Source organism: Chitinibacter sp. ZOR0017 (assembly GCF_000799095.1).
GTDB lineage: Bacteria > Pseudomonadota > Gammaproteobacteria > Burkholderiales > Chitinibacteraceae > Chitinibacter > Chitinibacter tainanensis.
The window spans coordinates 23,305-38,430 of the sequence record NZ_JTLG01000023.1 but is presented as its reverse complement, the minus strand read 5'-3'; the positions used below and the strand labels follow the sequence as shown (position 1 = coordinate 38,430).

Annotated in this window: 14 protein-coding genes; 13 read left to right on the top strand and 1 reads right to left on the bottom strand. The window is 54.8% G+C overall.

The genetic code is table 11. The features are described 5' to 3' along the window. Position 1: 1 nt before the first annotated feature. The 13 genes from L991_RS09030 (at position 2) to L991_RS08970 (ending at position 14,883) form a co-directional block, all read left to right on the top strand. Entirely contained in the window at positions 2-1,516 is a 1,515-nt protein-coding gene (locus L991_RS09030) for a flagellar hook protein FlgE (protein WP_047394419.1), read from the top strand. Between the two features lie 10 nt (positions 1,517-1,526). Continuing rightward, positions 1,527-2,267 (top strand): flagellar basal-body rod protein FlgF, encoded by a 741-nt coding sequence (flgF, locus tag L991_RS09025; protein ID WP_028448604.1) that lies wholly within the window; start codon positions 1,527-1,529, stop codon positions 2,265-2,267. A gap of 35 nt (positions 2,268-2,302) precedes the next feature. Next, positions 2,303-3,088 (top strand): flagellar basal-body rod protein FlgG, encoded by a 786-nt coding sequence (gene flgG / locus L991_RS09020; RefSeq protein WP_028448605.1) that lies wholly within the window; start codon positions 2,303-2,305, stop codon positions 3,086-3,088. Beyond that, complete coding sequence (locus L991_RS09015) at positions 3,089-3,775, top strand: flagellar basal body L-ring protein FlgH (RefSeq protein WP_231550523.1); 687 nt, start codon at positions 3,089-3,091, stop codon at positions 3,773-3,775. 11 nt (positions 3,776-3,786) lie between these two features. Beyond that, on the top strand, positions 3,787-4,878 hold the full coding sequence (locus tag L991_RS09010; RefSeq protein WP_197053852.1) for a flagellar basal body P-ring protein FlgI: 1,092 nt from the start codon (positions 3,787-3,789) through the stop codon (positions 4,876-4,878). A 163-nt stretch (positions 4,879-5,041) separates the two neighbouring features. After that, positions 5,042-6,007 carry a flagellar assembly peptidoglycan hydrolase FlgJ gene (flgJ, locus tag L991_RS09005; RefSeq protein ID WP_047394412.1) on the top strand — a complete coding sequence of 322 codons (966 nt, stop codon included), beginning with the start codon at positions 5,042-5,044 and terminating at the stop codon, positions 6,005-6,007. A gap of 38 nt (positions 6,008-6,045) precedes the next feature. After that, positions 6,046-8,229: a flagellar hook-associated protein FlgK gene (flgK, locus tag L991_RS09000; protein WP_047394409.1), complete on the top strand. Its 2,184-nt coding sequence runs from the start codon at positions 6,046-6,048 to the stop codon at positions 8,227-8,229. An 11-nt stretch (positions 8,230-8,240) separates the two neighbouring features. Further along, positions 8,241-9,557, top strand: a complete 1,317-nt coding sequence (gene flgL / locus L991_RS08995) for a flagellar hook-associated protein FlgL (RefSeq protein ID WP_047394406.1) — start codon at positions 8,241-8,243, stop codon at positions 9,555-9,557. 60 nt (positions 9,558-9,617) lie between these two features. Then, positions 9,618-10,973, top strand: coding sequence for a DNA repair protein RadA (radA, locus tag L991_RS08990; protein ID WP_047394403.1), 1,356 nt, complete (start codon positions 9,618-9,620; stop codon positions 10,971-10,973). A gap of 135 nt (positions 10,974-11,108) precedes the next feature. After that, positions 11,109-11,435, top strand: a complete 327-nt coding sequence (gene trxA, locus L991_RS08985) for a thioredoxin TrxA (RefSeq protein WP_028448612.1) — start codon at positions 11,109-11,111, stop codon at positions 11,433-11,435. A 129-nt stretch (positions 11,436-11,564) separates the two neighbouring features. Next, positions 11,565-12,821: a transcription termination factor Rho gene (gene rho, locus L991_RS08980; protein WP_028448613.1), complete on the top strand. Its 1,257-nt coding sequence runs from the start codon at positions 11,565-11,567 to the stop codon at positions 12,819-12,821. Positions 12,822-12,905: 84 nt separating this feature from the next. Continuing rightward, on the top strand, positions 12,906-13,163 hold the full coding sequence (locus L991_RS08975; RefSeq protein WP_028448614.1) for a type B 50S ribosomal protein L31: 258 nt from the start codon (positions 12,906-12,908) through the stop codon (positions 13,161-13,163). Positions 13,164-13,254: 91 nt separating this feature from the next. After that, positions 13,255-14,883 carry a hypothetical protein gene (locus L991_RS08970; protein WP_047394400.1) on the top strand — a complete coding sequence of 543 codons (1,629 nt, stop codon included), beginning with the start codon at positions 13,255-13,257 and terminating at the stop codon, positions 14,881-14,883. Between the two features lie 75 nt (positions 14,884-14,958). On the opposite strand, the gene L991_RS16960 is transcribed toward L991_RS08970, so the two are convergent. Beyond that, a complete protein-coding gene (locus L991_RS16960) occupies positions 14,959-15,111 on the bottom strand; it encodes a DUF3149 domain-containing protein (protein WP_081986607.1) in 153 nt (50 codons plus the stop codon). Positions 15,112-15,126 lie beyond the last annotated feature (15 nt).

Below are 15,126 nucleotides of genomic sequence, written 5' to 3'. Positions count from 1 at the left end.
CATGGGTTTCCAGCAAGGTTTAAGTGGCCTGAATGCAGCGGCCAAAAATCTGGACGTGATCGGCAATAACGTTGCCAACGTGAATACCGTTGGCTTTAAAGGCTCGCGCGCTGAATTTGCCGATATTTATGCCAGCACCTTTGGTACTGCCGCCAATATTGCCGGGATTGGTGCCAAAGTGACCACGATTGCCCAGCAGTTTTCGCAGGGTAATACCACCACCACCAATAGCCCGCTGGATATTGCGATTACCGGGAATGGTTTTTTCCGTATGCAGGATCAAACCGGCAGTATCAGCTATGCGCGTAATGGCCAGTTTCAGCTGGATAAAGAAGGTTTTATCGTGAATAACGGCCAGTTTTTAACTGGCTGGCCAGTGGATGCCGGTACCGGTATTTTCCTGGAAGGCTCTACACCACAGCCGATTCAGCTGCAGTTTTCCAATATTGGCGCGCGTGCCACTGGTGCCTCAGGCGTGACCGGCGCAGGTTTGACCATGGGTCTGAACCTGAATGCGGCGGATAAAGTGATTCCGGCCAGCATTACGTTCTCATCGACTGACCCAACCACTTACAACTACTCGACCTCGGCGACAGTCTATGACTCGCTGGGTGTGGCGCATACGCAGACTTATTACTTCCGCAAGCAAGACCCGGCTGCAGGTGGCGCGACCAATACTTGGGATGTGCGCTACACCTTGGATGGCAAGGTGGTGAATTCTGATGCCTCAATCGGGGTGCAATCAGCGGCAACGATTTCTGCTGCCACGACCGCAGCCTCGATTGGTGGTGCGACAGCCGCTTCGGTGAATGCCGCAATCGCGGCCGCAGCCGCCACCGAAGGTACCGCAGCGGCAGCTGCAGTGGCCACCGCGGCAGCCACCGCGGCGGCAGCGCCCGGCGCAACTGCTGCAACAGTACTGGCCGCCGCACAAACGGCATCGGCCACCGCGGCCGCTGCGGCAGGCCTGAAAACCACGCTGACTTTCGATACCAATGGTAAGCCCACCGGCTTGCCAACCGGCGGCAGCACCTTCTCGGTGAGTGCCGCCGCACTGAATAATGGTTCGTCTGGGCTGAATTTCCAGATGTACTTTGATAAATCGACCCAGTTTGGTAGCCCGTATAACGTGAATACCCTCACGCAAGATGGTTATACCGATGGGATTTTGACCGGTATTTCGGTGAGTAAAGAAGGGGTCGTGCAAGGGCGCTATTCCAATGGGCAAAGCCGCAATGTGGCCAAGATCGTGCTCTCAACCTTCACCAATCCACAGGGCTTGCAGCCACTGGGTGATAACCGCTGGGCCGAGTCGTTTAACTCTGGGCAACCGCTGACCAATGCCCCGGGTCGTGGTAATACCGGTTTGCTGCAAGCCGCCGCTTTGGAAGACTCCAACGTCGATCTGACTAGCGAGCTGGTGAACCTGATTACCGCCCAGCGTAACTATCAGGCCAATGCGCAGACCGTCAAAGCGCAAGACACCATCATGCAAACCATTGTGAACCTGCGATAAGTCTTAATTCATGGATAGACTGATTTATGTGGCGATGACTGGCGCCCGCAATAGTGAAGTGCGCCAGACCACCATCGCCAATAATCTGGCCAATACCTCAACGCCAGGTTTTCGGGCCGAGTTGGCTGCCGCCCGGGCTATTCCGGTCTTGGGTGGCCCTGGCCTCTCAACTCGCGCGTTTACGGTGCAGCAAACCCCTGGCGCAGATATGACTGCCGGCAGCTTTCAGCAAACCGGCCGTGATCTGGATATCGCGATTCGTGAAAAAGGCTGGCTCACCGTGCAAACCGCAACCGGCGAAGCCTATACCCGCAATGGCAGCTTGATGGTGGATGCCAGTGGTTTGCTGAAAAACACCGCCGGTGAAATTGTGCAGGGCGAAAATGGCCCGCTCACGGTGCCGGAAAATAGCCGGGTGGTGTTTGCACTGGATGGCACGGTGAGTGCGATTGATATCACCAACCCCGGGCAGGTGGTGGAAGTTGGCCGGCTGAAGCTGGTGAATCCGCCGGAAAACCAGCTCGAAAAAGGCATGGATGGCTTATTTCGCCTGCGCGATGGGCAAGTGGCCCAAGCCGATCCGGCGGTGACCGTGGCTTCAGGGGTGATTGAAGGTAGTAATGTTAATGCGGTGGAACAGCTGGTGAATATGATCTCTACCCAGCGCCACTTTGATTTGCAGATCAAGTTGCTGCAAACCGCTGATCAAAATGCCCGCTCAGCCAGCTCGCTGCTGAATCTGAACGGCTAATCGATAGTTAAAGCTTTAAGAAGGAAGCCCGCATCATGATGCGCTCGCTGTGGACCGCCAAAACCGGCATGGATGCCATGACATTCAATATTGATGTCGTGTCGCACAATCTGGCCAACGTGAACACCAATGGTTATAAGCGCGAACGCGCGGTGTTTGAAGACCTGATGTACCAAACCTTGCGCCAGGCCGGCGGGGCGTCGAGCCAGCAAACCAGCTTGCCGACCGGCGTGTATGTCGGTACTGGTGCGCAGGTGGTGGCTACGGTGCGCAATCACTCGGTGGGCAATCTGCAGCGTACCGAGGGTGCGCTGGATCTGGCGATCAATGGCGATGGTTTCTTCCAGATTGCTTTGCCCGATGGCACCACCGGTTATACCCGTGATGGCGCGTTTCAGGTGAATAGCCAGGGCACTATCGTAACCTCCAGTGGTTACGAGTTGTCGCCTGCGATTCAGGTGCCGCAAGGCACCACCAAGGTGACCGTCGCCGCCGATGGCACCGTGTCGGCCATTGTGAATAATAATGCGGCAGCGCCGGTGCAAATCGGTAATATCCAGACCGCGACCTTTATTAATCCGCCGGGTTTAGAGTCGATGGGGGGCAACCTGTATCGTGAAACGGTGGCCAGTGGAGCGCCCACCGTGGGCCAGCCGGGCACCAATGGCTTGGGCGCGATCAATCAGGGTTACACCGAAACCTCGAACGTGAATGCCACGGAAGAGCTGATTAATATGATTCAGGCGCAGCGCGCATTTGAAATGAATTCGCGCTCTGTCACCACTACCGACCAAATGCTGGCCAAACTGGCTCAACTGTAAATGATGATTCGCTTCCGTTTCTTGCGCATGCTGGGCGCACTTGGGCTGGCCGTATTGCTTAATGCCTGCGTTGCGCCACAAAGTGTGATTACTCAGCCCACCTCGGCCCGCGCGCAGCCAGCGGTGGTGACGGCGGCGAATAATGGTGCAATTTTCCAGCCCGGCACGGCCCGCTTGCTATTCGAAGAGCCGAATGCGCGCCGGGTCGGCGATATTTTAGTGGTGACGATTGAAGAAACCCTGTCGGCCGCTAACAAAGCCAATAGCAGCACCAACCGCAATGGCTCGTTCACGCTAGAGGGCTCTGCCGATGTGCCGTATCTGCCTTCAGCGATCACCAAGCTGTTTAATGCCACGGCTGACCTAAGTAGTACCAACACCTTTGCCGGCAAAGGTGAAACCAATAGCACCAATACCTTCAAAGGCTCGATCGCAGTGACCGTGACCGATGTTTTGCCCAATGGCAATCTGGCGGTCGGTGGCGATAAGCAGATTGTGGTGAATGGCTATAACAATGTGCTGCGCTTTACCGGGGTAGTGAATCCTAACGATGTGAAAGCTGGCAATACGGTGTCGTCGACTCGGGTGGCGGATGCCCGCATCGAGCAAGTGGGGCAGGGCGCAATTAATGACGCCAATACCGTGGGCTGGATGCAGCGCTTCTTTCTGTCGGTGTGGCCATTTTAATGGAGGGGTATATGCGTAAGCTTATTATTGCCATTGCGCTTTGTGTGTATACCCTGCCAGTGTATGCCGATAAATTAAAAGATCTGGCTAGTTTTTCAGGCGTGCGCAATAACCAGCTGGTGGGTTATGGGTTGGTGGTGGGTTTGGATGGTAGCGGCGATCAGACCACGCAAACCCCCTTCACCGTGCAATCGGTGATGAATATGCTCACCAATATGGGGGTGCAGGTGCCCACCGGGGGCAATATGCAGCTCAAAAACGTGGCCGCAGTAACGGTAACGGCAACCTTGCCACCGTTTGCGCGCCCGGGGCAACCCTTGGATATTGTGGTGTCTTCAATCGGGAATGCCAAAAGCCTGCGCGGCGGCACTTTGCTGATGGCACCACTGAAAGGGGCCGATGGGCAAATTTATGCCATGGCACAGGGTAATCTGGTGGTGGCTGGTGCTGGCGCGGCGGCCGGTGGCTCTAGTACGCAAGTGAATCAACTGGCGACCGGGCGGATTCCGGCCGGGGCCACGGTGGAGCGGGCGGTGCCGACTTTGCTGGGTAATGGCGAGTTTATCCAGCTCGAATTGCTGAAAAGCGATTTTTCTACCGCTAATCGCGTGGTCAATGCCATCAATGGTCAGGTTGGGCCGGTGGCGGCGGCGCTGGATGGGCGGGTAATTCAGGTGCGCGCACCGCAAGATCCAAACCAGCGCGTGGCCTTTCTGGCTCGGCTGGAAAATCTGAATGTCACCCCGGCCGAAGCGTCGCCCAAGGTGATCATCAATGCCCGCACCGGCTCGGTGGTGATGAATCAGGCAGTCACGGTCGATCCGTGTGCGATTGCCCACGGCAATCTGACGGTGACGATTCTGGCCGATAACAAAGTGGAGCAGCCCAATCCGCTGACCAATGCCAAGCCGGTGAAAGTGCAAAATGCTGAGATTGATATCGAAGTAGGCAAAGGCCCGGTGGTGCGCTTGCCCAAGGCCACGAATCTCAATCAGGTGGTGCGCGCGCTGAATGCGGTCGGCGCTACACCGCAAGATTTGCTGGCGATTTTGCAGGCAATGAAAATTGCCGGGGCGCTTAATGCCGAGCTGGAAGTGATCTAAGTCCTTATTGGTTGCCTTGGGGGTATGGTGCTCTAGTCTTTGATTGGATTGGTTTGTGGACCTATACCCCTATGGCCTGGTTGCCTGGCGCGCCCCTTGTGGCGCGTTTTTTATTTTCGGCACGCTCTTTGCTTGGTAATGGTCCTGTTTGCAGGAGTTTGCCATGCGCACCGTCGCCCCCTTTGATTCAGCCGGTATGAGTGCCGATCCACGTAGTCTGGATCGTTTGCGCGCGGGTGCGGCTGCGCAAAGCCCGGCTGCGACCAAGGCCGTAGCGCAGCAATTTGAAGCCTTATTACTGCAGCAAATGCTCACCGCCATGCGCAAATCAGTGCCGCAAAACGAGCTGGAACAAGGCGTTGCCGGCGATACCTTCCGCGCGATGCGCGATCAGCAATGGGCCACAACCTGGGCGCAAAATGGCGGTATCGGCTTTGCCAATACCATCGTTAAACAGCTGGAAATCCAGCGCAACCCGGCGCTCTTGAAAGAGGTGGCCACTTCGCCGCTTGCAGGGCAGCTCTTGCCACAGTTGCGCAAGCCTACGGTGCAGCTGGCTGGTGGGATTAGTGTGCGGGCGGCAAAACCTGCCGCCGAGGTCGCGCCCCTTGCCGCTACGTCCGCTGTGAGTGGCAAGCTCGATGCCCAAGCCGGCGGCGCGGCACCGGCCTTTCTGGATAAGCTGGGCGAGGCGGCCAAAACCACGGCGCAGGCGCTGGGCCTTTCGCCCCATCTACTGCTCGCGCATGCGGCGCTGGAAACCGGCTGGGGGCGCAAAAATATTAAAACTGCCGACGGCGGCGATTCGCACAATCTGTTCGGGATAAAAGCCGGTGCGGGCTGGCAGGGCAAAACGGTGGATGTATTGACCACCGAATACGTGGATGGGATTGCGCAAAAGCGCATCGAGAAATTCCGCGCTTACGACTCTTATGGCGATGCGCTGGCTGATTACGCCGGGCTATTGAAACGCCGTTACGGCGATGCCTTGGCGCAGGGCAATAGCGCCTTGGGCTTTGCTCAGGCCCTCGCCAATGGTGGCTATGCCACCGATCCGAAGTATGTACAAAAACTGACCCGCATTGCAGACCGGGTCGCCGCTCATCTGGGTATGGCGCGCTCAAGTTAAGCCGCCAGCCACCGATAGAGACTGCAAGGGGTTAGATCATGGCATCATCTGTTTTCAATATTGGCGTGTCGGGGCTTAATGCCGCCAATCTGGGCATTACCACCACCGGCCATAATATTTCGAATGTGAATACCGACGGGTTTTCCCGTCAGGTATTGCGCCAGAGTGCGCCGTATCCGCTGCTATCCGGTAGCGGCTTTAACGGCCTGGGCGTACAGGTGGATACCATCGCCCGGATGTATGATCGCTTTCTGACCAAAGCAGTGGAAGTGGCGCAGACTCAATCGAGCTATCAGCAAACCCGGCTCGCGCACCTGACCGAAATTAACAATATTGTGGCCGACCCCAATGCCGGGGTGTCTCCTGCGCTGCAAGACTTTTTCAGCTCGGTGCAAAACGTCACCACCAATCCGGCCAGCCCGCCTGCGCGGCAAGCCATGCTGACCAGCGCACAAACCTTAGTTAACCGCTTTCAGGTGTTCAACCAGCGTCTGCAAGAGCAGCGCAATGCGCTGAATGGCGAAATCAGCAATGCAGTGAATTCGATTAATAGCTATACCCAGCAAATCGCCGAGCTTAATAACAAAATCGTGGTGGCCCAATCGTCAGGCCAGCCGCCTAATGATCTCTTGGATCAGCGTGACTTACTGGTTAAAGACCTGAATAAACTGGTGAAAGCCAATACCATGACCATGGATGATGGCAGCATCAACGTGTTTGTGGGTAATGGGCAGGGGCTAGTGGTGGGCGGTAGTGTGAGCAAGCTGGTGGCCGATAGCAACCCGGCCGACCCAAGCCGCATTACCGTTGGTTATATGCAGGATAACCAAACCATCTTTATGCCGGAATCACAGCTGGCAGGTGGGCAACTAGGCGCCTTGCTGGATTACCGTAATCAGGCGCTGGACTTGGCACAAAATAGCCTTGAGCGCACAGCGCTGGGTATGGTGGAATCATTCAACCAGCAACACAAAGCCGGGCAAGATTTGAACGGCAATTTGGGTCGTAATTTGTTTGATATTCCACGCAGTAATTTCGTGGAATTTAGCGTCGGCGGCACCAATATCCGGGCGACTTCACCCAATGGCACAAATGAAAGCAGTGATTTTTCGATTACGGCCAGCGGTACTGGTTATGTCATCAAACGTTTGTCGGATGGCGCTACCAGCGGGGTGGTGAATTTGGGTAGTACCGATCCGGTTACAGGATTAACGCTATCCGCCGCGTCGGCCAGCTTAAGCTTACCGGCCCAAGGCAGCTTTGCTTTCCCACCAGCGATTGGCACGATTAATAGCAACAGCAAAAACACTGGTACGGCGCAACTGACAGGCTATATCAGCGATATTAGCCAGCTCACGGCCAGTAATTATGAGCTGAGCTTTGATGGCAGCAATTATTCGCTGTACCGGATGAGCGATGGCACACGCACATCGTACACTGCCGCGCAAATGGCGCAGGGTATTCAGCAGGATGGGATGAGCTTTCAAATCGCTTCGGGCACGATGAACCCGAATGACCGCTTTGTGCTCAAACCGCTAGAAGGGGTGATTAGCTCTTTGTCAGTGCGCATTACTGACCCTAAACAGATTGCCGTGGCAGCGCCCATGCTGGCGACCGTGGCTAAAGCCAATACCGGCAGCCTGAAAGTGGTAGATCATGTGGTGAATACGCCGAGTGTGAGCAGCACCGATGCTGCACTTAACCCGGCGATTCGCAATCCGGTGAATATCAATTTCACTTCGCCGACTAGCTTTACCTATACCGATACCGTGACTGGGGTTACCTCGGCGGCGCAAACTTATACGCCAGGGATGAGTCTGAATGTGAACGGCTGGACGATGAAGCTGGATGGCACGCCCGCAACCGGTGACGTCATTAATGTGACGTCGAATATTGGCGGCTCGGCCGATAACCGCAATGGCCTGGCGCTGGGCAAGCTGCAGACCACCCGGATTCTGGAAGGTGGTACCGCCACGTATCAGGAATCCTATGGCCGGATGGTGAGCAAAATTGGTACCCAGACCAATGAAGCCACCATCATGAGCAAGGCTCAAGATAAATTATTAAGTAACGCGGAAGACAGCCGTGACTCGGTGTCGGCCGTGAGTTTGGATGAAGAGGCGGCCAACCTGTTGCGTTATCAGCAGGCCTATCAGGCTGCCAGTAAAGTTATCCAGATTGCGCAAACGGCCTTTCAGGAAATCCTGAATATTGGTCGTTAAGGAGTTTGATCATGCGGATCGCAACCACCACCCTTTTTAATATCGGCAGCGGCAATCTACAGCGCCATATTGCCGATCAGGCCAAGCTGCAAAATCAGCTCTCGACTGGGCGCAAGATTTTAACGCCGGCCGATGATCCGATTGCTTCGGCGCGCATTTTGGATATTACGCAGGCCAAATCGATTCAGGAGCAGTACAGCACCAATAGTACGGCCGCGGACTCGTTTATGCGCCTGTCGGATAGCACGCTGGATCAAGTAATGAATCTGATTCAGAACGTGCAAGAACTTGCAGTGAGTGCCGGTAATCCGGCGCTGGGCCCTGCAGAAAAGAAAATGAAAGATGCCGAGCTGCAAGGGCGTTATCAGGAGCTGCTGGGGCTGGTGAATACCACCGACGGTCAGGGGAATTATCTGTTTTCTGGCTACAAAGGCGATGTGCGCCCCTTTACCGAAACAACCTTTGGGCAAGTGGTATACAACGGCGATGATGGCCAGCGCTTGGTGCAGATCTCTGATGGGCGGCAGATTCCGATTTCTGAATCCGGTGCTGATGCGTTTCAGCGGATCAAAAACGGCAACGGCACTTTTGTGACTGCCTATACCGCAACCAATACAGGCACCGGGATTGTGAGCCCCGGTGAGGTTTTAAATAGCACCGCGTGGGCGAATGCGCCGGCCCCACGGGATTTTAAGGTGGCTTTTCAGGTCTTGCCTGATCCGCTAGACCCCAATAAAACCGTTACGACTTATGATCTGATCAATAACACCACCAATACCTCTTTGATTGATGGGGCGACGATCCCGCGGGCAGCGGGTACGGCATTCCCGCGTACTTATACCGAAGGCGGTGATATTATTTTTGCCAAGCAAACCGGTGAAACGGCTGCTGCTTGGGATTTTGGTGTGAAATTGAGTGTGAAAGGTGCGCCGGCAGTGGGCGACCAATTTACCGTTAAGCCAAGTAGCAATGTTGATTTGTTTGCGACCTTGGGCGCGCTCTCGAGTGCACTCAATAACCCTGGTTCAGGGTCGACTGGCGGGGCGGCGTTTCAAAATCAACTCAATACGGCCTTATCTGATTTATCCAATGCGCTGGGCAATGTGCTGACAGTGCGCTCTTATTTAGGGGCGCGGATGAAAGAAACCGAGTCGGTCAACGATACGACCGAAGATCTGAAACTGCAGCATGCCAAAACCCTGTCGGGTCTGCAGGATTTGGATTACGCCTCAGCGATCAGTGAGTTTGCGCAAAACCAGATGGTGCTGGATGCAGCGCGTAAATCTTTTGCCCAAGTGCAGGAGTTGAGCCTGTTTAAATACATATAATGGCCACATTCACCGTCAGCTCACGGCCCGCGATGCGGGCCGTTGTTTTTCGAGGATGTAATGAGTAAAGGTAAAACCCAGTATGTATGCCGCAGCTGCGGGGGGCTTTCGCCCAAATGGCAAGGCCAGTGTCCGCAATGTGGTGAATGGAATGCGCTAGAAGAGCAGGTCAGTTCCCCAGCGACAACCCAAGGGCGGTTTCAAAGCCTGGCCGCGGATGGGCAGATTAAGGATTTATCTGCGGTGGAGGCCGAAGAGCTGCCCCGCACGCCAACCCAACTCAGCGAATTGGATCGTGTCTTGGGCGGCGGTCTGGTGCCCGGTGGCGTGGTGTTGATTGGCGGTGACCCCGGTATCGGTAAATCAACCTTATTGCTGCAGGCATTATCCCGCTTAGCTCAAGAGCACGCTGTGCTGTATGTCAGCGGTGAAGAATCGGCCCAGCAAATTGCTTTGCGGGCCCGGCGTCTCGAGGTGCCGGCGGCAGGGGTGCGCCTCTATCCGGAAATTAGCCTTGAGAAAATCCTGCTGGCTTTGGAGCGAGAAGCCCCCAAAGTGGCGGTTATTGATTCGATTCAGACGATCTACACCGAGGCGCTGACCAGTGCGCCGGGCAGCGTGGCGCAAGTGCGCGAATGTTCGGCGCAGTTAACCCGCTTTGCAAAGCGGCACGGGACTTCAATTTTGCTCGTCGGGCATGTGACCAAAGAAGGCGCGCTAGCCGGTCCACGCGTGCTGGAGCATATCGTCGATGCGGTACTGTACTTTGAAGGCGATACCCACTCTAGTTTTCGCTTAATTCGGGCGATCAAAAATCGCTTTGGTGCGGTGAATGAATTGGGAGTCTTTGCCATGACCGATAAGGGCTTGCGCGAGGTCGCAAACCCGTCGGCATTGTTTTTAAGCCAGCATGAAGTACCGGTGGCGGGTAGTTGTGTGATGGTCACGCAGGAAGGCTCGCGGCAGATGCTGGTCGAAGTGCAGGCGCTCGTCGATGATGCCCATGCCGCCCAGGTAAAACGTCTGGCGGTTGGGGTGGAGCAAAACCGGCTAGCGCTTTTGTTAGCCGTATTACACCGTCATGCCGGGATTGCCGCCTTTGATCAGGACGTCTTTATTAATGCGGTGGGGGGGGTGCGAATTAGCGAGCCGGCAGCTGATTTGGCGATGCTGATAGCGATCGTGTCCTCGCTTAAAAATCGCCCATTGCCACCAAAACTAGTGGTGTTTGGTGAAGTCGGGCTCGCCGGTGAAGTGCGCCCTGTGCAGCGCGGGCAAGAGCGTTTACGTGAGGCCGCGAAGCTAGGGTTTAATCTGGCGATTATTCCGAAGGCGAATCGCCCACGACAGCCGATTGAAGGCTTGCAGGTAATTGCAGTTGATCGCTTGGAGCAGGCGGTAGACGCGGCGTTTTAATCGCAACCACTGCGCAGAAATTTGGCGTACTAGCTTGAAATCGCCTGCGATGCCCTAAGCTCTATAGAAAGGCTTTTGCTAGCCCGGTTTTTTGTTTAGCATTCGGTCTATCGACCCCACCTTCTGGAGAATACAATGAGCGATAAAATCACCTATGTCACTGATGCGAGTTTTGACGCAGAAGTTCTGCAAGCCAGTGGCCCGGTGTTGGTAGATTACTGGGCAGAATGGTGTGGTCCTTGCAAAATGATTGCCCCAATTCTGGACGAAGTTGCCGAAGAGTATGCTGGCCGTGTAAAAGTGGCCAAACTCAACATCGATGAAAACCAAGCGACGCCACCGAAATTTGGTATTCGCGGCATCCCAACCCTGATGCTGTTTGTGGATGGCGAAGTTAAATCGACTAAAGTTGGCGCACTGTCTAAATCGCAACTGACCGCCTTCCTCGATAGCAATATTTGACATTGCGCTGGATTTTGAATTAGTCTGCTTCTAAATTGACTGCAGTGGTGATTAATCGCCACTGCAGCACTTCTCTGCTGCATCCTTCGTCCTTCCCCCCTTTTTCTACTGTACCAATCAAAAAATACTATGCATTTGTCCGACCTAAAACATCTGCACGTCTCTGAACTTGTTGATATGGCGATTCAATCAGAGATCGATGGCGCTAGCCGCATGCGCAAACAAGACGTGATCTTTGCGTTGCTGAAAAACCGGGCCAAAAAAGGGGAGAGCATTTTCGGCGAAGGGACGCTGGAAGTTCTGCCTGATGGTTTTGGTTTCTTGCGTAGCCCAGATACTTCATATTTGGCAGGGCCAGATGATATTTACATCAGCCCAAGCCAAATTCGCCGCTTTAATCTGCATACCGGTGACACCATCGAAGGTGAAATTCGTATCCCTAAAGAGGGCGAGCGTTATTTTGCGCTGGTAAAGGTTGATAAAGTCAACGGCGAGGCCCCAGAAGCTGCCAAGCATAAAATCCTGTTTGAAAACCTGACTCCGCTGTTTCCAACTGAGCGGCTCAATCTTGAGCGCGATATCAAAGCGGAAGAAAACATTACCGGCCGGGTGATTGACCTGATGTCGCCGATTGGTAAAGGTCAGCGCGCGTTGCTGGTGGCCCCGCCTAAATCGGGTAAAACCGTGATGTTGCAGCATATCGCGCATGCGATTACGGCTAATCACCCTGAGGTGACGCTGATCGTCTTGCTGATCGATGAGCGCCCAGAGGAAGTGACCGAGATGCAGCGTTCGGTACGCGGGGAAGTGGTGAGTTCTACCTTTGACGAGCCAGCTACACGCCACGTGCAAGTAGCCGAGATGGTGATCGAAAAGGCCAAACGCCTGGTTGAGCACAAAAAAGATGTGGTGATCCTGCTGGATTCGATTACCCGTCTGGCGCGCGCATATAACACCGTCATTCCTGCTTCGGGAAAAGTTCTGACCGGTGGTGTGGATGCCAACGCCCTGCAGCGGCCTAAACGTTTCTTCGGCGCCGCGCGCAATATCGAAGAGGGTGGTAGTTTGACCATTATCGCCACCGCGCTGGTCGATACCGGTAGCCGGATGGATGATGTCATCTACGAGGAATTCAAAGGTACGGGTAATAATGAAATCCAGCTGGATCGCCGCATGGCTGAGAAGCGGATTTTCCCGGCTATTAACATCAATAAATCCGGCACTCGCCGCGAAGAGCTGCTGATCGAGCAAGATAAACTGCAGAAAATCTGGGTTCTGCGCAAGCTGCTCTACCCAATGGATGATCTGGAAGCGATGGAATTCTTGATGGATAAGCTCAAAGCCACGAAGAGCAATCTGGATTTCTTCGACTCAATGCGCCGATAAGCTTGCAGCGCAACGCCAATTCGACGATAATGCCCGTTTTGTAGCGCCGGCAAAACCCCGGCGCCCGTTACCCTAGGAAAAACCATGAAACCAGAAATTCATCCAGAATACAAAGAAGTTATTTTCTACGACGCAAGCGCGGACTTCAAATTCCTGACTCGCAGCACTATGCATGTGAAAAGCGCCGAGACTATGACTTGGACTGACGGCAAAGAATATCCAGTATATCGTCTGGACGTATCTTCTGAATCTCACCCGTTCTACACTGGTAAACAGAAAATCGTTGATACTGCTGGTCGTATCGAGAAATTCAACTCTAAATTCGCGCGTTTCTCTCGCTAATTTATCGAGTTCTGCAAAAAAAGGCAGCGTGCTACGCTGCCTTTTTTGTTTTCTGCATGTCACAATCAAGTAAACACCTTTCTATTCTGCCATGCTGACTTATACGCCTCCCGAGTCGCGGCCGCTGGTGCCGCAGAAAGAACAAGACAAACCCTGGCTACTGATCCTGCTGTGCCTGTTTTGGCTACTGCCGGGGCTGTTTGGTCATGATCCGTGGAAACCACAGGAGAATGAGCACGCTGCCGTCATTGCCGGCCTCTTGCGCCACAATCCTTGGGTGGTGCCGCTTCTGGCGGATCAACCATATTTTGATAGCGCACCCTTGTATTTCTGGTGTGCAGCGATTGTGGCCAATGCCCTAAGCTGGTTTGGGGTTGCTTTGCATGATGCCGCCCGGTTTAGCACCGGCTTATGGATGGCCTTGGCCTGCTGGGGGACAGGGCTAGCGGGGCGGGAAGCCTTTGGCCATCGCTTTGGCCGCTTAACCGTGGTGCTGCTGCTTGGCAGTCTGGGCTTGCTGACCTGGGGACATCATATCTCGCCAGCGGTCTTGCCGCTCACGGCCTTTGCCTGGGGGATTTACGCATTACTACTGGCGCAGCGTCGCCCCGTTAGTGCTGGATTGGTGTTGGGGGTGAGTTTACTCACGCTCTTGTTGGGGGCTACCTGGGCGGATGCCTTATTGCTGCTGTTGTTGGCACTTGGTTTGCTAGTCTGGCCGGCGTGGCGGCAGGCTGGCTTTGCGGTCACCCTGGTCACGGCGCTGATTGTTTCCTTGCCGCTGGCGGCCTTGTGGGGCTATGCGCTACATGAGCACAGTAGTGAGTTGTTCCAGCACTGGTGGCGCAATTATGCCTGGGGGCCGTATGGTGGTGCCGGGCAGGTGGTCTGGCTGCACCAGCCGGGATTTTTGCTTTCGATCCTAGTCTGGTTTGCCTTTCCGGTACTGCCGCTAGCGGCATGGTCGCTGTGGCTGCATCGACGGGAATTACAGCATGGCCCGTGGCCGCTGTTGTGCTGGTTGGCGCTGGGTATCACCTTGTATATTGCCCTAGCAGGCCATCCCGCCGAGTTTACAGTCTTGCCACTGTTGCTGCCCTTGAGTTTGCTCGCGGCTGCGGGTGTGGATGACTTACGCCGCGGCGCGGCCTCGGCGCTCAATTCCTTTGCCATTTTAACCTTAGGCTTGGCAGCTGTGGCCATTTGGGTCATCTGGGGGATTTTGCTCAGTGGTGGTCAAGGCCCGGTTGCGGTCTGGCTCGCCCGCTATACCTCGGCTGCGATGCAGATTGAATGGGTTGGCTTTGTGTTGGCACTGGTGGCGAGCCTATTGTGGGGCAAGGTGCTCTTGCGCCCTCGGGCACTGGGCCGTAAAGCGATTACTAACTGGACTTGCGGCGTGATTTTGGTGTTCTCGGTGCTTGTTGGTTTATTCCAGGGCTGGATCGATAGTGGTAAATCCTATCGGCCGGTGGTGCAGCGCATAGAATTGCTCACAGCCCGTGTGCAGCCGCCTTGCATTGATGCCAGTAATTTGCCTTCCCCGGTGGTGGGAGCGCTAAGCTATTTCTCGACCAAACCGGTGATTACCCAGCCGGGTAATGCTTGCATTGTGGCGGTGCGCTTGGCTTCTACGCCAATACCCCTGCCGTGGAGTGAGCTGGGAGAAGTCGCGCGCTTGGGTGAAAGTAAAGAGCGCTTCGTGGTGTACTTAAAGTAAGGGCCACAGCAATAAAAAACGGTGCAATGAGCACCGTTTTTTATTGCATCCATTCTTGATTGATAGTGAGCGCAATTATTGGTCTTGATGCGCGGCGGTATCTTCTTTGATTTTTCGACGCACATACAAGTAAATATAAATCGCCATCACCAAAATAAAGCCAATGGTAAAGACGCTAAGCAGGCCAATATCCGATGAAAAGAGGGTGCTGAGTGGTGTGTTTTCCATGATGCATCTCCGGTG